The organism is Pseudarthrobacter sp. 05T312, assembly GCF_056396685.1.
This window is the reverse complement of the sequence record NZ_JBFTLY010000001.1, coordinates 388,378-413,815: the sequence shown is the minus strand read 5'-3', so window position 1 is coordinate 413,815 and position 25,438 is coordinate 388,378. Positions and strand designations below refer to the sequence as shown.

The window sequence follows — 25,438 nt, the reverse complement described above, 5'->3', positions numbered from 1 at the left end:
GCGTGTAGCAGTTTGGTCAACTGGAGCAACGGTCAGCTTGCACTGCCGCCGCCCAGCAATTTACTTGTAGCGGTAGACGATACGACCACGGGTGAGGTCGTACGGGCTCAGCTCCACCACTACGCGGTCCTCAGGGAGGATTCGGATGTAGTGCTGACGCATCTTTCCAGAGATGTGTGCCAGAACGATGTGCTTGTTGGTGAGCTCAACGCGAAACATCGCGTTAGGCAGCGCCTCGGTCACAACGCCTTCGATCTCAATGACCCCGTCCTTCTTGGCCATACCCTCCGCTAACTGTTGTTGCCGCAGCCCCGCCGGATAGCACCGGGCATGACCACGAACGTTTTTGTTGGATCGATTGCCGTCTCCAGGCCCAAAAGGGCGTGGCAGTCCAGACAACCAACAAGCAACACTACCCTGTTGGCCGGTAAAAGTTAAATCGGCCATAGTAGCCTACGCGATGCGGTACGCACCATATTCACCGGCCGGGGTGCTGACGGGATCAGCTGCGGCCACCCCGTCGAGGATGGCCAAACGGACGACGTCGGCTGCTGCGGTTTGGAGCGTGATGAGGCTGACCTGCCGGGCAGCTTCGTCGGAGCGGTCGAGTGCCACAGCACCGGTTGCCAGGCAGAAAACAGTATCCCCGTCAGCCAGGGTGTGGCTAGGATTCAAGGCCCGGGCAATCCCGGCATGGGATGCAGAGGCAGTCCTTTTGCACTCAGCCACGTCGAGGACGGCGTTGGTAGCGACGACGACAAGAGTGGTGTTGAGGGGCTGCTGGGGAGCGGAATCCCCTTGGGTTTCAACGGACTCAACCACCGGGCCAACCGGGAGCCCGAGTGCGTTGACTATGGCCAGCGCGCCGACTACCACCCCGTTGTCCAGCGTGATGGAGGCCGTGCCTACGCCGCCCTTGAACTGTCCCCTGCCGATGAGTGCGCCGGCGCCGGCCCCCACGTTGCCGCGGCCGACGTCGTGCCCTTCCTTTTGTGCCGCAGCGGCGGCCGTTGCCGCGTAGCCCATCTCCGGCGTCGGCCGTGCGGAGAAGCTGCCGCCCCTGCCCAGGTCGAAGATGGCGGCGGCCGGGACGATGGGCACCACTCCCCCGGGGACGGAAAAACCCCGCCCGTTTTCCTCGCACCAGCGCTGGGCGCCGGCGGCGGACGCCAGGCCATAGGCACTGCCGCCGGTGAGGACGACGGCATCCACGGTGCGGACCAGGGTGGTGGGGTCAAGCGCATCCGTTTCGTGCGTGGCCGGCCCGCCGCCCCGGACGTCCACCGAGCCCACCGTGCCCGGAGGTGGCAGGACCACCGTCACTCCGGTCAGCCAGCCGTCGGCCGCCCTCTCAACGTGGCCCACCCGGACGCCCGGGACATCGCTAAGGGTTCCCATACCCCTATTCTCCCCTCTGCAGGCGCGCCCCTGCCGCATCGGCAAACTTTATGCGAGACTGCAATCAACACAGCGTTAACGGGCGACGAAGCCTTGGATAACAGTCCTCCCACAAGGGCATATGCGGGTTTCAGCCCCCTGACGGTCTGGTGTAGTAGTCCCTAGATCCAGCCAGGGCCCGCCACAAGCAGGCTCCCAACCCGGGAGAGACACGCATGACCCGTCAACTCGCCCCGCATCCCTCCGCCAAGCCAGGCAGGCCACCGGGGCGCTCAGCGAAAGTTCCACGACGGCGATGGACAGCACGCAGCCGCCGCGACTTCCTGGTTTTCCTCGCCATGGCGCTGCCCAACCTCGTGTTGATCGCCGTCTTCACGTACCGGCCGCTGTTCAGCAACATGTACTACTCCACGCTGGACTGGACGCTGGGTTCCCCCTCGGCCACCGTGGTGGGCCTGGGCAACTACGTCACCTTCTTCACCAGTAACGACGCCCCGAAAGTCCTGGGCACCACGGCAGTGTTCACCCTGGTCACCGTGGGCGGGTCGATGATCCTGGGACTGCTGGTGGCCCTGGCCCTGAACGCTAGGGTCCGCGGCACCACGTTCGCCCGGTCCGCGGTCTTTGCCCCCTACGTCCTCTCCGGCGTCGGCGTGGGCCTGGTGTGGCTGTTCATTTTCGATCCCGGCTACGGCGTCCTCGCCTGGCTGCTCCGCGGCATCGGCCAGCAGAGCCCTCAGTGGATCAACGATCCCCAGCTGTCCCTGGTCATGGTGATCCTGGTGTACGTCTGGAAAAACCTGGGCTACTGCGCGGTGGTGTACCTCGCCGGGCTGCAGTCCCTGCCCCAGGAAGTCATGGAAGCGGCGTCCCTCGACGGCGCCAATGGGTTCCGGCGCTTTGTCAGCATCTCGCTGCCGCTGCTGTCCCCCACCACATTCTTCCTCCTGATCACCACCATGCTCAGCTCGCTGCAGGCCTTCGACCTCATCAGGATCATGACGCCGCTGGGCACCGGCACCAGCACCCTGATCTACGAGGCATACCTCCAGGCCTTCGGCGCCTACAACAGGGCCGGCTACTCGGCGGCCATCTCGGTGGTCCTGTTTGCCATCCTGCTGGTGATCACCGTGCTCCAGCTGCGGTTCGTGGAACGAAAGGTTCATTACTCGTGACGTCCCTCTCACCGGTGAGCCCGGACCCCACCGCCCCCGCCGTCTCCGCTCCGGATCCCGGCCTACGCCGCGACCGGCCGTTCTCCCGCCGGAACCTGGTCCAGACCGTGGTGGGCGGCTACCTGCCCCTGGTCATAGCCACTTTGGTGGTGTTCCTGCCCCTGCTGTGGATGGTGCTGAGCTCCTTCAAGCAGTCCGGCGAGATTGTCACCACGGACCTGAAGATCCTCCCGGAAAGCCTGAACCTGGAGAACTACCGGACTGCCATGACCACGGTTCCGTTCGGGCAGTTCTTCCTGAACAGCACCATCGTCACGTTGGCAGGGGCCACCATCAAGGTGCTGTTGGCAATCCTGACGGCGTACGCCCTGGTCTTTGTCCGCTTCCCGTTCCGGAACTTCATCTTCCTGCTGATCCTGGTGGCCCTCATGGTGCCCCCGCAGGTGTCCATCCTGCCCAACTTCATCCTCATAGCGGGGATCGGCGGCAAGAACACGCTGTGGGGCATCATCCTCCCCGGCCTGGGCACCGCGTTCGGCACCTTCCTGCTGCGCCAACACTTCCGGACCCTCCCGGCCTCGATCCTGGAATCGGCGGAGATGGACGGCGCTGGCCACTGGCGCCGGCTCTGGCAGATCGTGGTCCCCGTGTCCGTTCCTTCCATCGCCACGGTGGCGCTGGTAACCATCGTGACCGAATGGAATGACTACATCTGGCCACTCATCATCACGGACCGGCCGGAAACCATGACCCTGCCGGTGGGCCTGACCCTGCTGCAGAACAACGAAAGCAACGCTGCGGGCTGGGGCGTGCTGATGGCCGGCGCTGTCCTTGTCATCGTTCCCATCCTGATCGTCTTTGCGGCTCTGCAGCGCTACATCGTTGCTGGCCTCACCCAGGGCAGCGTGACCGGCTAAGCCGCCGGCCGCCGTCGTACTTTCCAACCTTTTAGTACTCCAACCCTTCCGCAGGCAACAACCGAAAGGAACTGTCATGACACTTCACCTGGACCGGAGGCACTTCCTGGGCCTGGCAGGGGTCACCGCCTCTGCCGCTGCCCTGGCCGCATGCGGTGGACCCTCGACAACCGGCGGTGGCCAATCCACATCCCAGGCAGCCGACATCGACTTCAGCGGCGTGAAGCCGGCGGCAAAGATCGACTTCTGGTCCAGCCACCCCGGCCAGTCACAGGACGTTGAGAAGAGCCTGATCGAGAAGTTCCAGGCCAAGAACCCGGGCATCACCGTCAACCTGGTCACCGCAGGGGCCAATTACGAGGAAATTGCCCAGAAGTTCCAGACCGCGCAGGCCGCCAAGTCCGGCCTCCCCGGCGTGGTTGTCCTCTCCGACGTGTGGTGGTTCCGGTACTACACCAACGGCAGCATCATTCCCGTTGACAGCCTCACCAAGCAGCTGAACATGAAGATGGACGACTTCCAGCAGTCGCTGATCAACGACTACAAGTACGACGGGAAGCAGTGGGCCCTCCCCTACGGCCGGTCCACTCCGCTGTTCTACTACAACAAGGACCACTTCGCCGCGGCCGGGCTGCCGGACCGTGCACCCAAGACCTGGCAGGAATTCGCTGAGTGGGCCCCCAAGCTGAAGGCAAGCTCCGGCGCCCAGTACGCCTACATCTACCCCGCGCTTGCCGGCTACGCGGGCTGGACGCTGCAGAACATGCTCTGGGGCTGGGGCGGTGGCTGGTCCAAGGATTGGGACATCACCTGCGACTCCAGTGACTCCGTGGCCGCTTTGCAGTGGGCCCAGGACTCGATCTACAAGGACAAGTGGGCAGGCGTCTCCTCCAAGGAAGCGGCGGACGACTTCTCCGCCGGACTGACCTCGACCACCATTTCCTCCACCGGTTCGCTGCTGGGAATCCTGAAATCGGCAAAGTTCAACGTTGGCGTTGGCTTCCTGCCCGGCGGCCCGAAAGCGGAGACCAACGTCTGCCCCACGGGCGGCGCAGGCCTGGGCATCCCGAGCGGCATCACCAAGGAGGAACAGCTCGCGGCCGGCATGTTCCTGGACTTCGTCACGCAGCCGGAGAGCACCGCTGAGTTCTCCGCCGCCACCGGGTACATGCCCACCCGCAAGTCAGCTGACATGACGGCGGTCCTGGCCAAGACACCGCAGATCAAGACGGCCATGGACCAGCTCGCGGTGACCAAGGTGCAGGACAACGCCAGGGTGTTCCTGCCGGGCGCCGACCAGGAAATGGCGAAGTCCGCCGCGAAGATCCTCACGCAGCAGGGAGACGTCAAGTCCACCATGACGGACCTGAAGACCACGCTGCAGGGCATCTACGACAAGGACGTCAAGCCGAAGCTGAAGTCCTAGCGGTTTCTGACCCGTAAAAGCGCTGGCGATACGCAAAATCCCTGTCGACCCTATTTTTTGGGGGTCGACAGGGATTTTCTGCGTCGCAGGCAGATGTGCGTGTCCCTTACGGGATGGGTACCGGGGTGACGCCGAGGGGCACCAGCTGCTCCGCACCGCCGTCGGGCGCTGAAAGCACCCAGATGCCCTTCTCATGTACCGCCACCGAGTGCTCCCACTGGCAGGAGCGCTTGCCGTCCGTGGTCACAACGGTCCAGTCGTCCTCCAGGACGGCGGTGTCAATGCTGCCCCGGACCAGCATGGGCTCAATGGCAAGGCACAGCCCCGGCTTGATCTTGGGGCCTCGGTGGCTGGTCCGGTAGTTCAGGACGTCCGGGGCCATGTGCATCTCGGAGCCGATGCCGTGCCCCACGTAATCCTCCAGGATGCCCAGCGGCTTGCCGGGAACCGAGGAGACGTAGTCGTCGATGGCGGCACCGATGTCACCCACATGCGACCCGCTGGCCAGGGCAGCGATCCCATGCCACATCGCGGCCTGGGTCACGTCGGAGAGCCGCTGGTCCTCCGGATCCGCCGTTCCCACGATCACCGTGCGTGCGGAATCCGAGTGCCAGCCATTGACAATCGCGCCGCCGTCGATGGAGATGATGTCGCCGTCCTGCAGCAGGCGGCTGCCGGGAATCCCGTGCACCACTTCCTCGTTCACGGACGTGCAGATGGTGGCCGGGAAGCCGTGGTAGCCCAGGAAGTTGGACTTGGCACCTGCCTCGTTGAGGACGGCGGCGAAGACATCGTCAAGGTGCTTCGTGGTGACCCCCGGCACCGCGGCGGCAACGGCGGCATCCAAGGCGCGGCTGAGGACCAGGCCGGCCTCGTGCATGGTGCGCATTTGGGCGTTGTTCTTGAATTCGATGCGGGGCTGGCCGAAGGCCATGATGTGTCCTTTCAAATGGCTGAGGCTCCTCCCGGATGCCGGGAGGAGCCTCGATAAAACCGGGCGCCTTGGGTCAGGCTGCCTGAGCGGCCTTGATGGCCTGCATCACGCGGTTGGTGACTTCGTCGATGGGACCGATCCCGTCAACCTTGGTGAGGATGCCGCGGTCTGCGTACTTCGCCACCACAGCTTCGGTCTGCTCGTGGTACAGGTCCAGGCGGTGGCGGATGACGGCTTCGTTGTCGTCGCTCCGGCCCGTTTCCTTGGCACGGCCCAGGAGGCGGTGTACCAGTTCTTCGTCGTCGGCAGTCAGCTGCAGGACCACGTCGAGCTTCTCGTCGCCGTCGGCGAGGATCTCGTCAAGGTAGTCAACCTGCGCGGTGGTGCGCGGGTAGCCATCCAGCAGGAAGCCGTTTTCGACGTCGGACTCGTTCAGCCGGTCGCGGACCATCTTGTTGGTCACGCTGTCCGGAACGAAGTCGCCGTTGTCCATGTACTTCTTGGCCTCGAGGCCCAAGGGGGTTTCACCCTTCACGTTGGCCCGGAAGATGTCGCCGGTGGAGATGGCCACAACGCCGAGGCGTTCTGAAATCCGCTCCGCCTGCGTTCCTTTTCCGGAACCGGGAGGTCCAATAATCAGCATTCTCGTCATCGCAAAAGCCCTTCGTAGTGACGTTGTTGTAGCTGCGCATCAATCTGCTTTACGGTCTCCAAGCCAACGCCCACCATGATCAGGATCGAGGTGCCACCGAACGGGAAGTTCTGGTTTGCGTTGATCAGCACGAGCGCGACCAGCGGAATCAGTGCCACGAAGCCCAGGTAGAGGGCGCCGGGCAGCGTGATCCGTGAGAGCACGTACTGCAGGTAATCAGCGGTCGGCCTGCCGGCGCGGATACCTGGAATGAAGCCGCCGTACTTCTTCATATTGTCTGAGACTTCTTCAGGGTTGAAGGTAATCGCGACATAGAAGTAGGTGAAGAACACGATCAGGAGGAAATAAACCGCCATGTAGATCGGGTGGTCTCCGCGGGTGAGGTTGTTGTTGATCCACTCAACCCACGGTTGCATGGACTCGCCGTTCCGGGGCTGGTTGAACTGCGCGATCAGCCCGGGAATGTAGAGCATGGAAGAAGCGAAGATCACCGGAATGACACCGGCCATGTTCACTTTGATGGGAATGTAGGTGCTGGTGCCGCCCACGGTGCGCCGCCCGATCATCCGCTTGGCGTACTGCACGGGAATGCGCCGCTGTGACTGCTCGACGAAAACCACCAGGGCGACGGTCAAGAGGCCGACGGCCAGCACCAGGAAGAAGGTTCCCGGTCCCTGCGAAGTCCAGATGGCTCCCAGCGAAGTGGGGAACTGGGCCGCGATGGAGGTGAAGATGAGCAGCGACATGCCGTTGCCCACGCCCTTCTCCGTGACGAGCTCGCCCATCCACATGATCAGGCCGGTACCGGCCGTGAGTGTGATGATGATCAGGATGGTGGTGATGATGCTGGTGTCGGGGATCACCGGCAGCTGGCAGCCGGGAAGCAGCTGCCCGGAGCGGGCCAGGGACACCAAGGTGGTGGCGTTGAGCAGGCCCAGCGCGATGGTGAGGTAGCGGGTGTACTGGGTCAGCTTGGACTGTCCCGACGCGCCTTCATCGTAGAGCTGCTGGAACCGGGGAATGACCACCCGGAGCAGCTGCACGATGATGCTGGCCGTGATGTAAGGCATGATGCCCAGGGCGAAGATGGACACCTGGAGCAACGCGCCGCCGCTGAAGAGGTTAACGAGCTGGTACAGCCCGCCGGCAGTCTGACCGTTATGCAAGCATTGCTGGACATTCTGGTAGTTCACACCTGGCGAGGGAATGAAAGCACCCAAGCGGAAGATGGTGATGATTGCCAGCGTGAACAACAACTTGCGTCGCAGATCAGGCGTGCGAAAGGCCCGGCCAAATGCGCTAAGCAAGCGTCCTCCTGTGGTGTCAATAAGGGTGGGGTGAAGGAATTTGATAAATCCCGACATCCGAGTCTAACGGTTCAATGCGCTGCGCGAACAATCCGGCCCGGCGTGCATGCGCCGGATGGCAGGGATTGTTCGCCCGGCGGATATGGAAAACTCCCGGCATCCGGGGCCAAAGCCCTCGGATACCGGGAGTTCAACAGCTGGCGCCGTCCCTTACAGGGCGGTGGTGCTTCCGCCTGCTGCAGCAATCTTTTCAGCGGCGCTGGCCGAGAATGCGTGGGCGGTGACGTCAACCTTGACGGTGATGTCGCCGGTGCCCAGCACCTTGACGGGCTGGTTCTTGCGAACGGCACCCTTTTCGACCAGGTTCTCCACGGTGACTGCGCCACCTTCCGGGAACAGCTCGTTGAGCTTGTCCAGGTTTACTACCTGGAACTCAACCCGGAACGGGTTCTTGAAGCCACGCAGCTTCGGCAGGCGCATGTGCAGCGGCAGCTGGCCGCCGGCAAAGCCAGCCTTCACCTGGTAGCGGGCAGCCGTACCCTTGGTACCACGGCCGGCAGTCTTACCCTTGGATGCCTCACCACGACCAACACGGGTCTTGGCGGTCTTGGCACCCGGTGCGGGACGCAGGTGGTGAACCTTCAGGGCGTTCTGCTTCTCAGCAGCCTGCGCCTTGTCAGCAGTGTTCTCTGCCATTTACTTCGCCTCCTCTACCTTTACCAGGTGCGGAACCGTGTTGATCATTCCGACGGTCACGGCGTCGGCGGTGCGGACAACGGTGTGTCCGATCCGCTTCAGGCCGAGGGACCGCAGGGTGTCGCGCTGGTTCTGCTTGCCGCCAATGGCGGACTTGATCTGAGTGATTTCCAACTGAGCGTCCGAGGGGACCAGGTTCTTAGCCAAGACTAAACACCTGCCTTCGGAGCCAGGAGGGCCTTCACCAACGCTGCCGGAGCGATCTCGTCCAGCGGCAGGCCGCGGCGTGCTGCCACTGCCGCCGGCTCTTCGAGGCGCTTCAGGGCATCAACGGTCGCGTGAACGATGTTGATGGCGTTGGAGGAACCGAGCGACTTGGAGAGGATGTCGTGGATGCCCACGCACTCCAGTACTGCACGGACCGGACCACCGGCGATAACACCGGTACCGGCGGAAGCCGGACGCAGCATTACGACGCCGGCAGCGGCTTCACCCTGAACGCGGTGCGGGATGGTGTTGCCAACGCGGGGAACGCGGAAGAAGGACTTCTTGGCCTCTTCAACGCCCTTGGCGATAGCAGCGGGAACTTCCTTGGCCTTGCCGTAGCCCACGCCGACCATGCCGTTACCGTCACCAACGACGACCAGTGCGGTGAAGCTGAAGCGACGACCACCCTTGACCACCTTGGAAACGCGGTTGATGGTGACAACGCGCTCTACGAACTGGTTCTTTTCGGCTTCACGGCCACCGTCGCGGCCGCCACGGCCACCGCGGTCGCCGCGGCCCTGGCCACGGTCGCCACGCTCGCCGCGACGGGCGCCACCACGGCGGTCGTCGGCAGCGGGGGCAGTGGTCTCAGCAGCTGCGGCTTCGGGGGCCTTCTGATCTGCAGACACAGTGTCCTTTTCCTTGTTTGCTTCGGTCACAGTGACAGCCCACCTTCGCGTGCACCGTCAGCGACGGCGGCAATCCGGCCGTGGTACTTGTTACCACCACGGTCGAACACAACAGCCTCGACGCCGGCAGCCTTGGCACGTTCGGCAACGAGCTCGCCAACGCGCTTGGCCTTGGCAGTCTTGTCACCGTCGAATGCACGAAGGTCGGCTTCCAGGGTGGACGCGCTTGCTACGGTCTGGCCAATGGTGTCGTCGACAACCTGGACAAATACGTGGCGTGCGGAGCGGTTGACCACCAGGCGGGGGCGGACAGCCGTACCGGAAATGCGCTTGCGGATACGAAGCTGGCGGCGGCTGCGACCAGCAGCCTTGCTCTTGTTCGTACGCTTCTTGTTAATGGAGATGGCCATGGTTACTTACCAGCCTTTCCGACCTTGCGGCGGATGACTTCGCCGGCGTAACGGATGCCCTTGCCCTTGTACGGGTCAGGCTTCCGCAGCTTGCGAATGTTGGCAGCAACCTCGCCGACCTGCTGCTTGTTGATACCTGAGACAGAGAGCTTGGTCGGTCCCTCTACTGCAAAGGTGATGCCGGCCGGAGCCGAAACGTTGACCGGGTGGCTGTAGCCCAGAGCGAACTCAAGGTCAGATCCCTTGGCCTGAACGCGGTAACCGGTACCGACGATTTCAAGCTTCTTCTCGTAGCCTGCGGTGACGCCCTGGATCATGTTGGCGATCAGGGTGCGGGTCAGGCCGTGGAGCGAACGGGAGGCGCGCTCGTCGTTCGGGCGGCTGACGGTCAGGGTGTTGTCATCCAGGGCAACCTCGATGGGGCTGGCCACAGTGTGGGTCAGCTCCCCCTTGGAACCCTTGACGCTGACGACAGAGCCGTCAACCTTGACCTCAACGCCGGCAGGAACGGTGATGGGGAGACGTCCAATACGTGACATTATTCTCTTCCTTTCCCGTTACCAGACGTACGCGAGGACTTCGCCGCCCACGCCCTTCTTGCCGGCCTGCTTGTCAGTCAGGAGGCCGGAAGAGGTGGACAGGATAGCGATACCCAGGCCACCGAGCACGTGCGGGAGGTTGGTGGACTTCGCGTAAACGCGGAGGCCCGGCTTGGAGATGCGGCGTACACCGGCGATGGAACGCTCGCGGTTCGGACCGAACTTGAGGTCCAGGGTCAGCTTCTTGCCAACCTCGGCGTCCTCTTCCTTCCAGCCGGCGATGAAACCTTCGGCCTTGAGGATGTCGGCAACGCGTGCCTTGAGCTTGCTGTAAGGCATAGACACGGAGTCGTGGTATGCCGAGTTTGCGTTACGCAGGCGCGTAAGCATATCTGCGACAGGATCTGTCATTGTCATGTGGGCTCATGCCCTTCCTCATAACGGTTTCCGCCGTTCCATTCCCTGGGGAGCGGAGCAGCCGGACCTTTTACGTAGTTAATTAAGCTTCGGTTTTGAACGGGAAACCAAGCGCCTTGAGCAGCGCGCGGCCTTCGTCATCGGTCTTGGCAGTGGTGACAACCGTGATGTCCATACCGCGGACACGGTCGATCTTGTCCTGGTCGATTTCGTGGAACATAACCTGCTCGGTCAGACCGAAGGTGTAGTTGCCGTTGCCATCGAACTGCTTGCCGCTCAGGCCGCGGAAGTCGCGGATACGGGGCAGTGCCAGGGTGACCAGGCGGTCCACGAATTCCCACATGCGGTCGCCACGCAGGGTTGCGTGTGCACCGATGGGCATGCCTTCGCGCAGCTTGAACTGTGCGATCGACTTGCGGGCCTTGGTAACCTGCGGCTTCTGGCCGGTGATCTGGGTGAGGTCGCGGACAGCGCCGTCGATCAGCTTGGAGTCCTTGGCGGCATCTCCAACACCCATGTTCACAACAACCTTCACCAGGCGGGGTACCTGGTTCACGTTCTCGTACTTGAATTCATCCTGGAGCGTTGCCTTGATGGATTCGGCGTACTTGGTCTTCAGACGAGGAACGATCTTCGTTGCCGGAGTCTCGAGAGTCTCAGTCATTAGATGTCCTTCCCGGAGCTCTTGGACACGCGGATACGGACGGTCTTCTTGACACCGTTCTTCTCCACAGTGTCGAGGCGGAAGCCCACGCGGGTCGGCTTCTTGGTCGACGGGTCAACCAGGGCCACGTTTGAAATGTGGATCGGGGCCTCTACGACCTCGATGCCGCCAGTCTTGGTGCCGCGCTGCGACTGTCCAACACGGGTGTGCTTGGTGACGCGGTTGATACCCTCAACCAGCACGCGGTTGGTGTCGGTGAAGACGCGCAGAACCTTGCCCTGCTTGCCGCGGTCGCCGCCACGCTCAGCCTTGGCGCCAGTGATGACCTGAACCAGGTCACCCTTCTTGATCTTTGCAGCCATGGACTAGAGCACCTCCGGAGCCAGAGAAACGATCTTCATGAACTTCTTGTCACGCAGTTCACGACCAACCGGTCCGAAGATACGGGTACCGCGGGGGTCACCGTCGTTCTTCAGGATCACAGCTGCGTTCTCGTCAAACTTGATGTAGGAACCATCCGCACGGCGGCGTTCCTTCTTGGTACGGACGATGACGGCCTTGACCACATCGCCCTTCTTTACGTTGCCGCCCGGGATTGCATCCTTGACGGTGGCGACGATGACGTCACCGATGCCTGCGTAGCGACGGCCGGATCCACCGAGAACGCGAATGGTAAGGATTTCCTTAGCACCCGTGTTGTCGGCGACCTTGAGTCGCGACTCCTGCTGAATCACTATTTACTCCTTGCGTCGCGCCGGTTCTCAGGCCGTGGTCTTGCTACGGAATGAGCCTTGCGGAACGGTTGATCGGGGTGTCTCTTGACCTGCCTGGATTTTGCCAGACCAGGCCTAAACGCCCGTGCCAGAAGCAGTTGCTCCCACCCGGTCCGGGACAAATCCCGGGCGCACAGGGGCACTATGCTGTGGCACGCTTGTTTACGAGGTTGATGATGGCGCACGAAAGGCGCCATACAAACTCAATATCCTAGCACGTTTTCCGCTGGTCCCCATATCACCACCGTCGCCTGCCCCGCAAGACGGACGACGGCGTCACCCACGCCCGCCTTCCGGCCCACCCAGGTGCCATGCCACGACGCGCCATCACCTCCCGCAAGAATATGGCCCACGCCCCATCAGCAACTGCCATCCTTCCGCAGCACGTGATGGCGCGTTCGCGAAAAAGGGGTAGGAGATGATGGGGCGTCGCAGAAAAGCCGGCGGGAAGTGATGGGGCGTCCGGGTGGGGCGGACGACGGCGGCACGCACGGCAGCCTTCCGGCCCACCCAGGTGCCACTCCCCCGCCAATCCTGGTCCCGCCGTCGTCCGCTGTCCTCAACGCGCCATCACCTCCCGCATGAATGTTGCCGACGCCCCATCACCTAACGCAGGAAATTTCCCAACGCCCGTTCAGAATCCACCATCCTTCCGCAGCACGTGATGGTGCGTTCGCGAAAAAGGGGCAGGAGATGATGGGGCGTCGCAGAAAAGCCGGCGGGAAGTGATGGGGCGTCCGGGTGGGGCGGAACCCTCGCAGGAGTAGGGCATGGGGTTTAAACGAGGAAGCCCCCGCTCCCGGAAAGGGGGCGGAGGCTTCCAGCAAAGCAGCAGGTGCTACTTGGCCTTTTCGAGGATTTCCACGAGCCGCCAGTTCTTGGTGGCGGACAGCGGACGGGTCTCGGCGATGACTACGAGGTCGCCAACACCTGCGGTGTTCGCTTCGTCGTGTGCCTTGACCTTGGACGTACGGCGGATGACCTTGCCGTACAGTGCGTGCTTCACGCGGTCCTCAACCTCGACAACGATGGTCTTTTCCATCTTGTCGGAGACCACGTAGCCGCGAAGGGTCTTGCGGTAACCGCGCTGCCCAGCCTTGGCTTCGGTAGCAGTTTCGGTCACGTTCTGGTCCTTTTCACTCACTTGGCGTCCTCCTCGGTCTCAGCCTTTTCAGCCTTGTCGGCCTTCTTGGTTGCAGCCTTCTTGGACTTCTTCTCTTCCTTGGCTTCCACAACCGGTGCGGCAACCTCGGCACGAATGCCCAGCTCGCGTTCGCGGAGAACGGTGTAGATGCGTGCAATGTCCTTCTTTACTGCACGCAGGCGGCCGTGGTTCTCCAGCTGTCCGGTGGCGGACTGGAAACGCAGGTTGAACAGCTCTTCCTTGGCCTTGCGGAGTTCTTCAACGAGACGCTCGTTGTCGAAACCGTCCAGCTGTGCGGGAGCCAGATCCTTGGATCCTACTGCCATTTCTATTCACCACCCTCGCGACGCACAATGCGTGCCTTCAACGGCAGCTTGTGGATTGCCAGGCGCAGAGCCTCGCGAGCTACCTCTTCATTGACACCGGAGAGTTCGAAGAGAACCCGGCCCGGCTTTACGTTTGAAACCCACCATTCCGGCGAACCCTTACCGGAACCCATACGGGTTTCGGCAGGCTTCTTGGTCAGGGGGCGGTCCGGGTAGATGTTGATCCAGACCTTGCCGCCACGCTTGATGTGGCGGGTCATCGCGATACGGGCAGATTCGATCTGGCGGTTGGTGACGTATGCCGGGCTCAGCGCCTGGATACCCCACTCGCCGAACGAGACCTCGGTGCCGCCCGTGGCAGCGCCGGAACGACCCGGGTGGTGCTGCTTACGGTGCTTTACTCGACGTGGGATAAGCATTTAAGCCTGTCCTCCTTCTGCAGCAGCAGGTGCTGCTTCAACTGCCGGTGCTTCGGCAGCAGGAGCTGCGTCGGCGGCCGGACGGTCGTTGCGACGGCGGCGGTCACCACGGTCAGCGCCACCCGGACGGCCGGGACGCTCGCCACGGCCACCGCGGGACGGGGCAGCAGCGGCTTGTGCGGCCAGTTCCTTGGCGGTGACGTCACCCTTGTAGATCCAGACCTTCACGCCGATGCGGCCGAAGGTGGTCTTGGCTTCGTAGAAGCCGTAGTCGATGTTCGCGCGGAGGGTGTGCAGGGGCACACGGCCTTCGCGGTAGAACTCCGAGCGGGACATTTCAGCGCCACCCAGGCGGCCCGAGCAGGCGATACGGATGCCCTTGGCACCTGCACGCTGTGCGGACTGCATGGCCTTCTTCATCGCACGGCGGAATGCCACGCGGGAAGTCAGCTGCTCTGCAACGCCCTGGGCCACGAGCTGGGCTTCCATTTCGGGGTTCTTGACCTCGAGGATGTTCAGCTGGACCTGCTTGCCGGTGAGCTTTTCGAGCTCGCCGCGGATGCGGTCTGCTTCTGCTCCACGGCGGCCGATGACGATACCCGGGCGGGCCGTGTGGATGTCCACGCGGACACGGTCACGGGTGCGCTCGATCTCGACCTTGGCGATGCCGGCGCGCTCCATGCCCGTGGACATGAGCTGGCGGATGCGGATGTCTTCGCGAACGAAGTCCTTGTACCGCTGGCCGGCCTTGGTGCTGTCAGCGAACCAGTGCGATACGTGATCGGTGGTGATGCCGAGTCGGAACCCGTGCGGGTTTACTTTCTGTCCCACTTAGCGAGCCTCCTCTTTCTCCGGGGTAGCGACTACCACGGTGATGTGGCTGGTGCGCTTCTTGATCTGAAATGCACGACCCTGGGCACGCGGCTGGAACCGCTTCATGGTCGGGCCTTCATCAACAAACGCTTCGCTGATGATGAGGTCGCCTTCGTCAAACGCCACGCCGTCGCGGTCCGCGAGGACCCGGGCGTTGGAGATTGCTGACTGAACTACCTTGAATACCGGCTCCGAAGCTGCCTGCGGGGCAAACTTCAGAATTGCCAGAGCCTCATTCGCTTGCAATCCACGAACAAGGTTGACGACGCGCCGGGCCTTCATAGGCGTTACGCGGATGTGGCGCGCAATTGCCTTGGCTTCCATTGCTTTCCTTCTCTCGTCTTTGACGTAAACGCAGGCGCCTAGCGGCGCTTGCCCTTACGGTCGTCCTTGACATGGCCGCGGAATGTCCGCGTGGGAGCGAATTCGCCGAGCTTGTGCCCGACCATCGACTCAGTGACAAACACCGGGATGTGCTTGCGTCCGTCGTGTACGGCGATCGTGTGTCCGAGCATGTCGGGGATGATCATCGAACGGCGGGACCAGGTCTTGATGACGTTCTTGGTGCCCTTTTCGTTTTCCCTGGCTACCTTCACAAAGAGGTGCTGGTCAACGAAAGGACCTTTTTTCAGGCTGCGTGGCATGTTTCCAGGCTCCTATCGCTTGTTCTTGCCAGTACGACGGCGACGCACAATAAGCTTGTCGCTCTCTTTGTTGGGGCGGCGGGTGCGGCCTTCCCGCTTACCGTTCGGGTTGACGGGGTTACGTCCACCGGACGTCTTACCCTCACCACCACCGTGCGGGTGGTCAACCGGGTTCATGGCGACACCACGGACGGTCGGGCGAACGCCCTTCCACCGCATACGGCCGGCCTTGCCCCAGTTGATGTTCGACTGCTCGGCGTTGCCGACCTCGCCGACGGTTGCCCGGCAGCGCACGTCAACGTTGCGGATTTCGCCGGAAGGCAGACGCAGCTGGGCGAAGCGGCCTTCCTTGGCAACAAGCTGGATGGATGCGCCGGCGGAGCGGCCCATCTTGGCGCCGCCACCCGGGCGCAGTTCAACTGCGTGGATGACAGTACCCACCGGGATGTTGAGCAGCGGCAGGTTGTTACCGGGCTTGATGTCAGCACCGGCACCTGCCTCAACAACGTCACCCTGGGCGAGCTTGTTGGGGGCGATGATGTAACGCTTGGTGCCATCAACGTAGTGCAGGAGGGCGATGCGAGCCGTGCGGTTCGGATCGTACTCGATTTCGGCAACGCGGGCGTTGACGCCGTCCTTGTCGTGGCGACGGAAGTCGATCAGACGGTACTGGCGCTTGTGTCCGCCACCCTTGTGACGGGTGGTGATCTTACCGGAGTTGTTACGGCCGCCCTTTTTGGGCAGCGGACGTACCAACGACTTTTCCGGCGTCGACCGCGTAATTTCGGTGAAGTCCGCTACGCTCGAGCCACGACGGCCCGGGGTAGTCGGCTTGTACTTACGGATTCCCATAATTTATTTCCTCGTTAAAGTGGTCTCCGCTACGCGAGCGGACCGCCGAAGATGTCGATGGTGCCTTCTTTGAGGGTGACAATCGCACGCTTGGTGTTCTTGCGGGTACCCCATCCGAATTTGGTGCGCTTGCGCTTACCGGCACGGTTGATGGTGTTGATCGATTCGACCTTGACGGAGAAGATCTTCTCCACGGCCAGCTTGATCTCGGTCTTGTTCGAACGGGGGTCCACCAGGAAGGTGTACTTGCCCTCGTCGATCAGGCCGTAGCTCTTTTCCGACACGACGGGTGCAAGCACGACGTCGCGGGGATCCTTGATGGTGGCTGCACTCACTTGGCATCCTCCTCGTTCTTAGCTGCCTTGGCGGCAACGAATGCGTCGTAGGCAGCCTTGGTGAAGACAACGTCATCGGAGACGAGAACGTCGTAGGTGTTCAGCTGGTCTGCGTACAGAACGTGAACGCCGGCGAGGTTGCGCACGGACAGTGCGGCAACGTCGTTATCGCGCTCGATGACGACCAGCAGGTTCTTGCGGTCGGAAACACCGCGGAGCGTTGCAAGTGCGGTCTTGGCGGACGGCTTGGTGCCTTCAACCAGTTCTGCGACAACGTGGATGCGACCGTTGCGGGCCCGGTCAGAGAGTGCGCCGCGCAGTGCAGCAGCAATCATCTTCTTGGGGGTGCGCTGGCTGTAGTCACGCGGGGTGGGACCGTGGACGATGCCACCGCCGGTCATGTGGGGAGCACGGATGGAACCCTGACGGGCGCGGCCGGTGCCCTTCTGCTTGAACGGCTTGCGTCCTGCACCGGAAACTTCAGCGCGGGTCTTGGTCTTGTGGGTTCCCTGGCGGGCAGCAGCGAGCTGGGCAACGACGACCTGGTGCAGCAGCGGCACGTTGGTCTGAACGTCGAAGATCTCTGCAGGCAGGTCAACCTGGACAGTGTTAGCCATTGAACTAGGCTCCCTTCACGGCGGTACGTACGAAGACGACCTGGCCGCGGGCGCCGGGGACGGCACCCTTGATCAGGAGCAGCGACTTCTCGACGTCAACCGCGTGGACCGTGAGGTTCAGCGTGGTGTGACGAACGGCGCCCATGCGGCCGGCCATTTTCATGCCCTTGAAGACGCGGCTCGGGGTGGATGCGCCACCGATTGAACCGGGCTTACGGTGGTTCTTGTGGGCACCGTGGGAAGCTCCAACGCCGTGGAAGCCGTGACGCTTCATAACACCGGCGAAGCCCTTACCCTTGGTGGTCCCGACGACGTCGATCTTCTGGCCGGCTTCGAAGAGCTCTACGGAGAGCTCCTGGCCCAGCTCGTACTCGGCAGCATCTGCGGTACGAAGTTCGACGACGTGGCGGCGAGGCGTGACGCCTGCCTTTTCAAAGTGACCAGCCAGCGGCTTGGTGACCTTGCGGGGATCGATCTGGCCGTAGCCGATCTGAACGGCGACGTAGCCATCAACTTCTGCGTTGCGCAGCTGGGTGATGACGTTCGAGTCTGCCTGGACCACAGTGACGGGGATGAGCTTGTTGTTCTCGTCCCAGACCTGGGTCATGCCGAGCTTCGTGCCCAGCAGGCCCTTTACGTTACGGGTTGCGGTCATAGTCTCTCAGCACCTCCCTACAGCTTGATTTCGATGTTCACGTCAGCCGGCAGGTCGAGACGCATGAGCGAGTCAACAGCCTTCGGCGTGGGATCGATGATGTCGATAAGACGCTTGTGCGTGCGCATTTCAAAGTGCTCGCGGCTGTCCTTGTACTTGTGCGGAGAGCGGATAACGCAGTAAACGTTCTTCTCCGTAGGCAGCGGCACGGGGCCAACTACCGTTGCGCCTGCGCGCGTGACCGTCTCAACGATCTTCCGTGCTGAAACGTCAATGACCTCGTGGTCGTATGACTTCAGCCGGATGCGGATTTTTTGTCCCGCCATGTCGCCTGACTCTCTTTCAGTCTGTGCTTCCCCGGTTTAGGGCTGCCCTGTTCACTTACTCGTTGTATGGCTGCCGAAGCATTTGAGGTCGTAACCACCATCCGCCGCACAAACTGAATCCGGATAAATCCGGGTTCCTCACCTTGCCGGCGTAACCGACCCCCGCGGTCGGGCGTGTCGCGCTGGGCGCGCATATGAATCCGCCGTTCCTTGGGGGTGGGTTATGTTTGGTCTTCAGCTTGGACCCTGCACCCGGCATTATCCGGATCGGGACACGAAGAAGCGCTTGAACAACTCATCTAGTATGCCGGAAAAGGCCGGCAGATGCGAATTGGCCTCCAACCCGTCCCCTGAGGTGCCATTGCAGTCGCATGAAACCGGCTGGATGATAGGTGCATGACCCTGGAAGGCACTGAATCGGTGACGGAACTGGCTGGGCGCGTGCCGCCGTCGTTCACCCTGGGCGTCGCCGCCGCGGCGTTCCAGATCGAAGGCGCGCTGACGGCAGGAGGCCGTGGGCCCTCGGGGTGGGACGCCTTCGCGGAGAAACCCGGCTCCATCCTGGACGGCCACTCCCCCGCAGTGGCGTGCGACCACTACAACCGGCTGCCGGAAGATGTTGGACTGCTCAAGGAGCTGGGCGTTGACTCCTACCGGTTCTCCCTCTCCTGGCCGCGCATCCAGCCTGACGGCCAGGGCAAGTTCAATGCTGAGGGCCTGGACTTTTACGACCGCCTGATCAACCAGCTCCTTGAGGCCGGCATCTCCCCCATGGCCACCCTGTACCACTGGGACACCCCCCTGCCGCTGGAACACCGCGGCGGCTGGCTGAACCGGGAAACCGCTGAAAGGTTCGGCGAGTACGCGCGCGCCGCCGGTGAGCGGTTTGGCGACCGCGTTGACCAGTGGGTGACACTCAATGAGCCCGTATCGGTGACCCTCAATGGATACGCACTGGGAGTCCACGCGCCGGGACGCCGCCTGATGTTCGACGCCCTCCCCGCCATCCACCACCAACTCCTGGCGCATGGACTTGGCGTGCAGGCGCTGCGGGCAGCCGGCGTAGCGGGCGGCATCGGCCTGACCAACCTGCACTCCCCCGTCAGGCCTGCGTCCCGGAAGATCGGCGACCGGCTCGTGGCGCATCTTTACGACCTGCTGATGAACAGGCTCTACGCCGATCCAGTCCTGCTGGGGCGCTACCCGTCCCTGCCCTTGTATGCAAGGCCGTGGCTGCGCTCCATCGGCAGGATTTCCGATGCCGACCTCAAGACCATCCACCAGCCGCTGGACTTCTACGGCCTCAACTACTACTTCCCGGTCAAGGTGGCCTTGGGGCCCGGCATCACCCCCCTACCTGCGGACATGCACCAGGAGTTGGCGAAACTGCCGTTCCACGAGGCAGGTTACCCGGAGTACGGCAGCACCGGCTTCGGCTGGCCCGTGGCGCCCGAGCATCTGGGTGTCCTGCTGCAGGAAATGCGGGACCGGTACGGGCAGTCCCTCCCGCCGGTGTACATCACCGAAGGCGGCGCAAGCTTCCCGGAACCGGACCGCGTTTCGGAGACCCTGGAGGACACGGACCGGGTGGAGTACCTCGCATCCCACCTGGGGGCAGCCCTCGAGGCCACCTCTCCCGGCGGCGTTGCCGAAGGTGTCGACCTGCGGGGCTACTACGTTTGGACGCTGATGGACAACTTCGAGTGGGCCGCCGGATACTCGCAGCGCTTTGGTCTGGTGCACGTGGACTTCGACTCGCTGGAACGGACGCCCAAGCGTTCCTTCTACTGGTACCAGGCGTTGTCCCGGGCCCGGGGTAGCCGGCAGGACCCGCCGGGCCGTCCCTGAAGGATCACTGGCGGCCCAGCAGCGTCAGGACGATCAACACGCAGTTCAGGCCCACGATCAGCGTGGCACTGGTCCAGCCTGCGATCCGGAGCGCTGCCGAGTCCGCATGGATGCCCATCACTTTTCGGCTCCCGGTGAGGCGGATCAGCGGGATGAGCGCGAACGGGATACCGAAACTCAGGAGGACCTGGCTGAGGACCAGGGCCAGGGTGGGTTCAATGCCGGCCCCCAGGACCAGCAGCGCCGGGATCAGGGTGACAGTGCGCCGGACCAGCAGCGGAATCCGCACTTTCAACAGGCCGCCCATGATCGTCGCGCCTGCGTAGCACCCTACCGAGGTGGACGCCAGGCCGGAGGCAAGGAGACCCACCGCAAACACGACGCCGATAATCGGCCCCAGTGCCGACGTCACGGCCGCGTGCGCCCCGGCGATGGTGTCCGTCCCTTCCACCCCGCGGAGGCTCGTGGCGGCCAGCAGCAGCATGGCAATATTGACGATGCCGGCCAGCAGCAGCGCCCCGGCGACGTCCACCCGGGTGGCCCTGATCAGGCGCGTCCTGATCGCGGGATCTTCGGAGAAGCCGTGACGGTCCCGGGCCAAGGCTGAGTGCAGGTAGATCGCGTGCGGCATGACGGTGGCCCCGAGCATGCTGGCGGCGAGCAGGACGGTGTCGGTTCCCTCAAACCGTGGCACGAGGCCGGCGAGGGCCCCGCCCGCGTCCGGTGGGGCAACGAAGAGCCCTGACACGAAGCCGACGGCGATCACGCCCAGCAGGGTCAGGATGGCGAGTTCGAAGGACTTCTGGCTCCGGTGCGACTGAAGTCCCAGCAGCAGCATGGACGCCAGCCCAATGATCACTCCGCCCGAGAGCAGCGGAAGGCCGAACAGCAGGTTGAGGGCAACCGCTCCGCCAATGACCTCTGCCATGTCCGTAGCACCGGCAACGATTTCCGCCTGCACCCAATAGGCACGCCGCTGCCCGGTTCCCAGTCGCTTGCCGAGGATCTCCGGCAGGCTCATGCCGGTGGCAAGGCCAAGTTTGGCAGATTGGTACTGGATCAGCACGGCCATGGCATTCGCAACTACCAGCACCCAGACAAGCAGGTAACCGAAGTTTGCCCCGGCCGTCAGGTTCGCCGCAACGTTCCCGGGATCGACATACGCAATGGCCGCCACGAAGGCCGGCCCGAGCAGCAGGAGGCGCGACCAGCCCTTGGTGGAAGCGGATTCAGCCGCCAAAGTTGAAACAGCCATCACATGTCCTCGTCGTTGGGGCGTCAATACGACGAGGATACCGCGAATTTAGGTGTACCGAAAAGTAGGACTAAGGCATACCTGTGAATCTTTGGCGTCTGCCGTCATTACTGGTTCTTGTTTGCCCTGTTGATCCGCTTTGCCCGGTCAATTTCGTGCCGGAAGTTCCGCTTGACCCAGAACACCCCCGCCACTACGGCGACCGCGATGACCAGGAAGATAAGCCAGCCCATGATGGCCTCCTTTCAGTGCTGCAACAGTATCAGGGGGCCGTTAACGAAAAAGGACAGCCCCGCTGCTTTTGCAGCGGGGCTGTCCTTCAGTTCAGCAAGTATTACTTGATGATCTTGGTAACGCGTCCCGAACCAACGGTGCGGCCGCCTTCGCGGATAGCGAAGCCAAGGCCCTCTTCCATGGCGATGGGCTGGATGAGCGCAACGGTCATCTCAGTGTTGTCGCCAGGCATAACCATTTCCGTGCCCTCGGGCAGGGTGATAACGCCGGTTACGTCCGTGGTACGGAAGTAGAACTGCGGGCGGTAGTTGGAGTAGAACGGGTTGTGACGTCCGCCTTCGTCCTTGGAGAGGATGTAGACGTTGGCCTCGAAGTCGGTGTGCGGGGTGATGGAACCCGGCTTGACGACAACCTGGCCACGCTCGACATCGTCGCGCTTCAGACCGCGGAGCAGCAGGCCACAGTTCTCGCCAGCCCATGCTTCGTCGAGCTGCTTGTGGAACATCTCGATACCGGTAACCGTGGTCTTCTGGACCGGGCGGATGCCGACGATCTCGACCTCGGAGTTGATGGCGAGGGTTCCACGCTCGGCGCGGCCCGTAACAACGGTGCCACGACCGGTGATGGTGAAGACGTCTTCGATCGGCATCAGGAACGGCTTGTCGCGGTCACGTACGGGGTCCGGAACGGACTCGTCGACAGCAGCCATCAGGTCCTCAACGGACTTGACCCACTCGGGGTCGCCTTCCAGTGCCTTCAGGCCTGAAACGCGGACAACCGGAGCGTTGTCGCCATCGAAGCCCTGCGAGCTCAGGAGCTCACGAACTTCCATTTCGACCAGGTCGAGCAGTTCTTCGTCGTCGACCATGTCAGCCTTGTTCAGGGCGACCAGCAGGTAGGGAACACCAACCTGGCGGGCCAGCAGAACGTGCTCGCGGGTCTGAGCCATCGGGCCGTCGGTAGCGGCAACCACGAGGATTGCGCCGTCCATCTGGGCAGCACCGGTGATCATGTTCTTGATGTAGTCAGCGTGGCCGGGGGCGTCAACGTGTGCGTAGTGACGCTTCTCGGTCTGGTACTCCACGTGGGAGATGTTGATGGTAATACCGCGCTGACGCTCTTCGGGTGCAGAGTCGATCGACGCGAAGTCACGCTTCTCGTTGAGATCCGGGTACTTGTCGTACAGCACCTTGGAAATGGCGGCCGTCAGCGTCGTCTTACCGTGGTCAACGTGACCAATGGTGCCGATGTTGACGTGCGGCTTAGTCCGCTCGAACTTTGCCTTTGCCACAGGTTCCTCCTAGAACGTTTTCAAATAGCTTGCCCTCCAGCCGCGCTTATCGCGGTAGAACTCAGGCAAGTCTACTTGGGGGGCTTTGGATTGGTGAAATTGCAGATTCAGGAACTAATACTAATCCCCTGAGCCTGTTCGTGCAGGGGATGAACCAGCCGGACGAATCCGGCTGGCCGACCGCCTGCACCGGCCGCACTGTCCAAGGGCGGACAGCGCAACCGAGGTTTTCGCTGCGAGAGTCCGGAGGGACTATTCGCCGCGGGACTTCTGGATGATCTCGTCGGCAACTGCCTTCGGGACCTCGGCGTAGCTGTTGAACGTCATGGAGTACACAGCACGGCCCTGGGTCTTGGAGCGCAGGTCACCGATGTAGCCGAACATGCCGGACAGCGGAACGTGCGCACGGATGACCTTGACGCCCTGTGCATCTTCCATGGACTGCATCTGGCCACGCCGCGAGTTGATGTCACCGATAACTTCACCCATGTATTCCTCAGGGGTGCGGACCTCGACATCCATCAGCGGTTCAAGCAGGACAGGGTTCGCCTTGCGGGCAGCTTCCTTGAAAGCCATACGTCCGGCGATCTTGAACGCCATTTCCGAGGAGTCAACATCGTGGTACGCGCCATCGATCAGCGTGGCCTTGATGCCGACAACCGGGTAGCCGGCCAGGACGCCGTCGTTCAGCGCGTCCTGGATGCCCGCGTCAACAGACGGGATGTACTCGCGGGGAACGCGGCCACCGGTGACCTTGTTCTCGAACTCGTACAGCTCGCCTTCGGCGGTGTCCAGAGGCTCGATGGCAATCTGGATCTTTGCGAACTGACCCGAACCACCGGTCTGCTTCTTGTGCGTGTAGTCGTGGCGTTCGACGGCGCGCTTGATGGTTTCGCGGTAAGCGACCTGCGGCTTGCCAACGTTGGCTTCAACCTTGAATTCGCGGCGCATGCGGTCCACCAGGATGTCCAGGTGGAGCTCGCCCATGCCGGCGATGATGGTCTGGCCGGTGTCTTCGTTGAGGGACACCTGGAAGGTGGGGTCCTCAGCGGAGAGCTTCTGGATGGCCGTGGAGAGCTTCTCCTGGTCACCCTTGGTGTTCGGCTCGATGGCAACCGAGATCACGGGCTCCGGGAAGCTCATGGACTCAAGCACGATCTGGTTGTTGGCATCGCACAGGGTGTCACCGGTGGTGGTGTCCTTCAGGCCGATGGCTGCATAGATGTGGCCGGCGGTAGCGCCCTCAACGGGCATTTCCTTGTTGGCGTGCATCTGGAACAGCTTGCCGATGCGCTCCTTCTTGCCCTTGGTGGAGTTGACCACCTGGGCGCCTGCTTCCACGTGACCGGAGTACACGCGGATGAAGGTGAGCTGGCCGAAGAAGGGGTGGGCCGCAATCTTGAACGCAAGGGCCGAGAACGGCTCTTCAGCGGAAGGCTTGCGGGTCAGTTCCTTCTCTTCGTCGCGAGGGTCGTGGCCGACCATCGGGGGGACGTCGAGCGGGTTCGGCAGGTAGTCAACGACCGCGTCGAGCATGGGCTGAACGCCGCGGTTCTTGAAAGCGGAGCCGCAGAAGATCGGGTAGAGCTCGGAAGCGATGGTCATCTTGCGGATGCCGGCCTTGAGCTCGTCGATCGAGATCTCTTCACCCTCGAGGTACTTCTCCATGAGTTCCTCGGAGGACTCAGCGACCGTCTCAACGAGGTTCGCGCGGTACTCCTCAGCCTTTTCCTGGAGGTCAGCGGGGATCTCGCGAATCTCGTACTTGGCACCCATGGTCACGTCGCCCTTGGCGTCGCCCGGCCAAACCAGGGCACGCATGTAAAGCAGGTCGACGACGCCGATGAAGTCGTTCTCGGCACCGATGGGCAGCTGCATGACCAGCGGCTTGGCACCGAGGCGGCTGATGATGGTGTCTACGGTGAAGTAGAAGTCAGCACCGAGCTTGTCCATCTTGTTGACGAAGCAGATACGCGGAACGTTGTACTTGTCAGCCTGGCGCCACACGGTCTCGGACTGCGGCTCAACGCCTTCCTTGCCATCGAAGACGGCGACTGCACCGTCGAGGACGCGCAGGGAGCGCTCAACCTCAACCGTGAAGTCCACGTGGCCGGGGGTGTCGATGATGTTGATCTGGTTGTTTTCCCAGAAGCAGGTCACGGCGGCAGACGTGATGGTGATGCCGCGTTCCTTTTCCTGTTCCATCCAGTCGGTGGTCGAAGCGCCGTCGTGCGTTTCGCCGATCTTGTGGTTCACACCCGTGTAGAACAGGATGCGCTCGGTGGTGGTGGTCTTGCCGGCATCGATGTGGGCCATGATGCCGATGTTGCGGACCTTACTAAGGTCGGTAAGCACGTCCTGTGCCACGGGGTCTCCTTTTGGGATGGACTACACGTTCGCCGCCGGCTCGGTTGA

General features: G+C 62.5%; 33 protein-coding genes. 4 read left to right on the top strand and 29 right to left on the bottom strand.

All coding sequences use genetic code 11. The features are described from left to right. Positions 1–60: 60 nt before the first annotated feature. Positions 61–282 carry a translation initiation factor IF-1 gene (infA, locus tag AC1DIP_RS02105; protein WP_009358723.1) on the bottom strand — a complete coding sequence of 74 codons (222 nt, stop codon included), beginning with the start codon at positions 280–282 and terminating at the stop codon, positions 61–63. A gap of 171 nt (positions 283–453) precedes the next feature. Further along, positions 454–1,398 (bottom strand): P1 family peptidase, encoded by a 945-nt coding sequence (locus tag AC1DIP_RS02100; protein WP_477732652.1) that lies wholly within the window; start codon positions 1,396–1,398, stop codon positions 454–456. 215 nt (positions 1,399–1,613) lie between these two features. Between AC1DIP_RS02100 and AC1DIP_RS02095 the strand changes: the two genes are divergently transcribed. From AC1DIP_RS02095 to AC1DIP_RS02085, 3 genes are all read left to right on the top strand, one after another. Next, on the top strand, positions 1,614–2,573 hold the full coding sequence (locus tag AC1DIP_RS02095) for a carbohydrate ABC transporter permease (RefSeq protein ID WP_477732651.1): 960 nt from the start codon (positions 1,614–1,616) through the stop codon (positions 2,571–2,573). Then, positions 2,570–3,490, top strand: coding sequence for an ABC transporter permease subunit (locus AC1DIP_RS02090; RefSeq protein ID WP_476206395.1), 921 nt, complete (start codon positions 2,570–2,572; stop codon positions 3,488–3,490). The genes AC1DIP_RS02095 and AC1DIP_RS02090 overlap by 4 nt, the downstream gene beginning before the upstream one ends. Before the next feature lie 76 nt (positions 3,491–3,566). Beyond that, positions 3,567–4,916: an extracellular solute-binding protein gene (locus tag AC1DIP_RS02085; protein WP_476206397.1), complete on the top strand. Its 1,350-nt coding sequence runs from the start codon at positions 3,567–3,569 to the stop codon at positions 4,914–4,916. Positions 4,917–5,022: 106 nt separating this feature from the next. Here AC1DIP_RS02085 and map read toward each other — a convergent pair whose 3' ends face one another. From map to rpsJ, 23 genes are all read right to left on the bottom strand, one after another. Next, the gene (map, locus tag AC1DIP_RS02080; RefSeq protein WP_477732650.1) at positions 5,023–5,850 is read right to left on the bottom strand and encodes a type I methionyl aminopeptidase; all 828 of its coding nucleotides are present in this window, start codon (positions 5,848–5,850) and stop codon (positions 5,023–5,025) included. A 73-nt stretch (positions 5,851–5,923) separates the two neighbouring features. Further along, complete coding sequence (locus tag AC1DIP_RS02075; RefSeq protein WP_387558946.1) at positions 5,924–6,493, bottom strand: adenylate kinase; 570 nt, start codon at positions 6,491–6,493, stop codon at positions 5,924–5,926. Between the two features lie 5 nt (positions 6,494–6,498). Further along, positions 6,499–7,809 carry a preprotein translocase subunit SecY gene (gene secY, locus AC1DIP_RS02070; RefSeq protein WP_477732649.1) on the bottom strand — a complete coding sequence of 437 codons (1,311 nt, stop codon included), beginning with the start codon at positions 7,807–7,809 and terminating at the stop codon, positions 6,499–6,501. 210 nt (positions 7,810–8,019) lie between these two features. Next, complete coding sequence (gene rplO, locus AC1DIP_RS02065) at positions 8,020–8,505, bottom strand: 50S ribosomal protein L15 (protein WP_013601817.1); 486 nt, start codon at positions 8,503–8,505, stop codon at positions 8,020–8,022. Next, positions 8,506–8,712 carry a 50S ribosomal protein L30 gene (gene rpmD, locus AC1DIP_RS02060; protein ID WP_018760444.1) on the bottom strand — a complete coding sequence of 69 codons (207 nt, stop codon included), beginning with the start codon at positions 8,710–8,712 and terminating at the stop codon, positions 8,506–8,508. Between the two features lie 2 nt (positions 8,713–8,714). Then, entirely contained in the window at positions 8,715–9,431 is a 717-nt protein-coding gene (rpsE, locus tag AC1DIP_RS02055; RefSeq protein WP_255172842.1) for a 30S ribosomal protein S5, read from the bottom strand. Continuing rightward, the gene (gene rplR / locus AC1DIP_RS02050; protein ID WP_159631366.1) at positions 9,428–9,811 is read right to left on the bottom strand and encodes a 50S ribosomal protein L18; all 384 of its coding nucleotides are present in this window, start codon (positions 9,809–9,811) and stop codon (positions 9,428–9,430) included. Before rplR ends, rpsE begins: the two co-directional genes overlap by 4 nt. A 2-nt stretch (positions 9,812–9,813) precedes the next feature. Next, entirely contained in the window at positions 9,814–10,350 is a 537-nt protein-coding gene (rplF, locus tag AC1DIP_RS02045; protein WP_141159770.1) for a 50S ribosomal protein L6, read from the bottom strand. A gap of 18 nt (positions 10,351–10,368) precedes the next feature. After that, positions 10,369–10,767, bottom strand: a complete 399-nt coding sequence (gene rpsH, locus AC1DIP_RS02040; RefSeq protein ID WP_015937843.1) for a 30S ribosomal protein S8 — start codon at positions 10,765–10,767, stop codon at positions 10,369–10,371. Between the two features lie 82 nt (positions 10,768–10,849). After that, entirely contained in the window at positions 10,850–11,431 is a 582-nt protein-coding gene (rplE, locus tag AC1DIP_RS02035) for a 50S ribosomal protein L5 (RefSeq protein ID WP_018769138.1), read from the bottom strand. Beyond that, positions 11,431–11,793 carry a 50S ribosomal protein L24 gene (gene rplX / locus AC1DIP_RS02030; protein WP_015937845.1) on the bottom strand — a complete coding sequence of 121 codons (363 nt, stop codon included), beginning with the start codon at positions 11,791–11,793 and terminating at the stop codon, positions 11,431–11,433. Before rplX ends, rplE begins: the two co-directional genes overlap by 1 nt. 3 nt (positions 11,794–11,796) lie before the next feature. Next, positions 11,797–12,165 carry a 50S ribosomal protein L14 gene (rplN, locus tag AC1DIP_RS02025; RefSeq protein WP_003803789.1) on the bottom strand — a complete coding sequence of 123 codons (369 nt, stop codon included), beginning with the start codon at positions 12,163–12,165 and terminating at the stop codon, positions 11,797–11,799. An 877-nt stretch (positions 12,166–13,042) separates the two neighbouring features. Then, entirely contained in the window at positions 13,043–13,348 is a 306-nt protein-coding gene (rpsQ, locus tag AC1DIP_RS02020) for a 30S ribosomal protein S17 (protein ID WP_387557553.1), read from the bottom strand. Further along, on the bottom strand, positions 13,345–13,674 hold the full coding sequence (gene rpmC, locus AC1DIP_RS02015) for a 50S ribosomal protein L29 (RefSeq protein WP_387557555.1): 330 nt from the start codon (positions 13,672–13,674) through the stop codon (positions 13,345–13,347). The genes rpsQ and rpmC overlap by 4 nt, the downstream gene beginning before the upstream one ends. A 2-nt stretch (positions 13,675–13,676) precedes the next feature. After that, entirely contained in the window at positions 13,677–14,093 is a 417-nt protein-coding gene (gene rplP / locus AC1DIP_RS02010) for a 50S ribosomal protein L16 (RefSeq protein WP_056737809.1), read from the bottom strand. Further along, the gene (gene rpsC, locus AC1DIP_RS02005; RefSeq protein WP_043454600.1) at positions 14,094–14,924 is read right to left on the bottom strand and encodes a 30S ribosomal protein S3; all 831 of its coding nucleotides are present in this window, start codon (positions 14,922–14,924) and stop codon (positions 14,094–14,096) included. Next, entirely contained in the window at positions 14,925–15,290 is a 366-nt protein-coding gene (gene rplV / locus AC1DIP_RS02000) for a 50S ribosomal protein L22 (RefSeq protein ID WP_009358304.1), read from the bottom strand. 38 nt (positions 15,291–15,328) lie between these two features. Next, positions 15,329–15,610: a 30S ribosomal protein S19 gene (gene rpsS / locus AC1DIP_RS01995; RefSeq protein ID WP_003803803.1), complete on the bottom strand. Its 282-nt coding sequence runs from the start codon at positions 15,608–15,610 to the stop codon at positions 15,329–15,331. A gap of 12 nt (positions 15,611–15,622) precedes the next feature. Further along, positions 15,623–16,462 carry a 50S ribosomal protein L2 gene (rplB, locus tag AC1DIP_RS01990; RefSeq protein WP_141159767.1) on the bottom strand — a complete coding sequence of 280 codons (840 nt, stop codon included), beginning with the start codon at positions 16,460–16,462 and terminating at the stop codon, positions 15,623–15,625. Between the two features lie 29 nt (positions 16,463–16,491). Next, a complete protein-coding gene (gene rplW, locus AC1DIP_RS01985) occupies positions 16,492–16,797 on the bottom strand; it encodes a 50S ribosomal protein L23 (protein WP_011692807.1) in 306 nt (101 codons plus the stop codon). Further along, entirely contained in the window at positions 16,794–17,414 is a 621-nt protein-coding gene (gene rplD, locus AC1DIP_RS01980) for a 50S ribosomal protein L4 (RefSeq protein WP_141159766.1), read from the bottom strand. The genes rplW and rplD overlap by 4 nt, the downstream gene beginning before the upstream one ends. A gap of 4 nt (positions 17,415–17,418) precedes the next feature. Then, entirely contained in the window at positions 17,419–18,069 is a 651-nt protein-coding gene (gene rplC, locus AC1DIP_RS01975) for a 50S ribosomal protein L3 (protein WP_307425018.1), read from the bottom strand. Positions 18,070–18,086: 17 nt separating this feature from the next. After that, the gene (gene rpsJ, locus AC1DIP_RS01970) at positions 18,087–18,395 is read right to left on the bottom strand and encodes a 30S ribosomal protein S10 (RefSeq protein ID WP_003803825.1); all 309 of its coding nucleotides are present in this window, start codon (positions 18,393–18,395) and stop codon (positions 18,087–18,089) included. A 396-nt stretch (positions 18,396–18,791) separates the two neighbouring features. Here rpsJ and AC1DIP_RS01965 point away from each other — a divergent pair, with 396 nt between their 5' ends. After that, positions 18,792–20,243: a GH1 family beta-glucosidase gene (locus AC1DIP_RS01965; RefSeq protein WP_477732648.1), complete on the top strand. Its 1,452-nt coding sequence runs from the start codon at positions 18,792–18,794 to the stop codon at positions 20,241–20,243. A gap of 4 nt (positions 20,244–20,247) precedes the next feature. Here the strand turns inward: AC1DIP_RS01965 and AC1DIP_RS01960 are convergent, their stop codons facing one another. From AC1DIP_RS01960 to fusA, 4 genes are all read right to left on the bottom strand, one after another. Further along, positions 20,248–21,498, bottom strand: a complete 1,251-nt coding sequence (locus tag AC1DIP_RS01960; RefSeq protein ID WP_477732647.1) for an Nramp family divalent metal transporter — start codon at positions 21,496–21,498, stop codon at positions 20,248–20,250. Between the two features lie 107 nt (positions 21,499–21,605). Next, positions 21,606–21,731, bottom strand: a complete 126-nt coding sequence (locus AC1DIP_RS01955) for a hypothetical protein (protein WP_477732646.1) — start codon at positions 21,729–21,731, stop codon at positions 21,606–21,608. Positions 21,732–21,832: 101 nt separating this feature from the next. Continuing rightward, positions 21,833–23,023, bottom strand: a complete 1,191-nt coding sequence (gene tuf, locus AC1DIP_RS01950; RefSeq protein ID WP_141159762.1) for an elongation factor Tu — start codon at positions 23,021–23,023, stop codon at positions 21,833–21,835. 252 nt (positions 23,024–23,275) lie between these two features. After that, complete coding sequence (fusA, locus tag AC1DIP_RS01945; RefSeq protein WP_141159761.1) at positions 23,276–25,390, bottom strand: elongation factor G; 2,115 nt, start codon at positions 25,388–25,390, stop codon at positions 23,276–23,278. Between the last annotated feature and the right edge of the window lie 48 nt (positions 25,391–25,438).

Coding starts and splice junctions, on each gene's coding strand:
- AC1DIP_RS01960 (WP_477732647.1), bottom strand. CDS start 21,498: ATGGCTGTTTCAACTTTGGCGGCTGAATCCGCTTCCACCAAGGGCTGG.
- rpmC (WP_387557555.1), bottom strand. CDS start 13,674: ATGGCAGTAGGATCCAAGGATCTGGCTCCCGCACAGCTGGACGGTTTC.
- rpsJ (WP_003803825.1), bottom strand. CDS start 18,395: ATGGCGGGACAAAAAATCCGCATCCGGCTGAAGTCATACGACCACGAG.
- rpsH (WP_015937843.1), bottom strand. CDS start 10,767: ATGACAATGACAGATCCTGTCGCAGATATGCTTACGCGCCTGCGTAAC.
- AC1DIP_RS02075 (WP_387558946.1), bottom strand. CDS start 6,493: ATGCTGATTATTGGACCTCCCGGTTCCGGAAAAGGAACGCAGGCGGAG.
- rplR (WP_159631366.1), bottom strand. CDS start 9,811: ATGGCCATCTCCATTAACAAGAAGCGTACGAACAAGAGCAAGGCTGCT.
- AC1DIP_RS02085 (WP_476206397.1), top strand. CDS start 3,567: ATGACACTTCACCTGGACCGGAGGCACTTCCTGGGCCTGGCAGGGGTC.
- AC1DIP_RS01965 (WP_477732648.1), top strand. CDS start 18,792: ATGACCCTGGAAGGCACTGAATCGGTGACGGAACTGGCTGGGCGCGTG.
- rplV (WP_009358304.1), bottom strand. CDS start 15,290: ATGGAAGCCAAGGCAATTGCGCGCCACATCCGCGTAACGCCTATGAAG.
- rplP (WP_056737809.1), bottom strand. CDS start 14,093: ATGCTTATCCCACGTCGAGTAAAGCACCGTAAGCAGCACCACCCGGGT.
- AC1DIP_RS02100 (WP_477732652.1), bottom strand. CDS start 1,398: ATGGGAACCCTTAGCGATGTCCCGGGCGTCCGGGTGGGCCACGTTGAG.
- AC1DIP_RS01955 (WP_477732646.1), bottom strand. CDS start 21,731: ATGGGCTGGCTTATCTTCCTGGTCATCGCGGTCGCCGTAGTGGCGGGG.
- rpsS (WP_003803803.1), bottom strand. CDS start 15,610: ATGCCACGCAGCCTGAAAAAAGGTCCTTTCGTTGACCAGCACCTCTTT.
- infA (WP_009358723.1), bottom strand. CDS start 282: ATGGCCAAGAAGGACGGGGTCATTGAGATCGAAGGCGTTGTGACCGAG.
- rplX (WP_015937845.1), bottom strand. CDS start 11,793: ATGGCTGCAAAGATCAAGAAGGGTGACCTGGTTCAGGTCATCACTGGC.
- rplD (WP_141159766.1), bottom strand. CDS start 17,414: ATGGCTAACACTGTCCAGGTTGACCTGCCTGCAGAGATCTTCGACGTT.
- rplO (WP_013601817.1), bottom strand. CDS start 8,505: ATGGCAGAGAACACTGCTGACAAGGCGCAGGCTGCTGAGAAGCAGAAC.
- rplE (WP_018769138.1), bottom strand. CDS start 11,431: ATGACTGAGACTCTCGAGACTCCGGCAACGAAGATCGTTCCTCGTCTG.
- map (WP_477732650.1), bottom strand. CDS start 5,850: ATGGCCTTCGGCCAGCCCCGCATCGAATTCAAGAACAACGCCCAAATG.
- rplB (WP_141159767.1), bottom strand. CDS start 16,462: ATGGGAATCCGTAAGTACAAGCCGACTACCCCGGGCCGTCGTGGCTCG.
- rplC (WP_307425018.1), bottom strand. CDS start 18,069: ATGACCGCAACCCGTAACGTAAAGGGCCTGCTGGGCACGAAGCTCGGC.
- AC1DIP_RS02095 (WP_477732651.1), top strand. CDS start 1,614: ATGACCCGTCAACTCGCCCCGCATCCCTCCGCCAAGCCAGGCAGGCCA.
- rplF (WP_141159770.1), bottom strand. CDS start 10,350: ATGTCACGTATTGGACGTCTCCCCATCACCGTTCCTGCCGGCGTTGAG.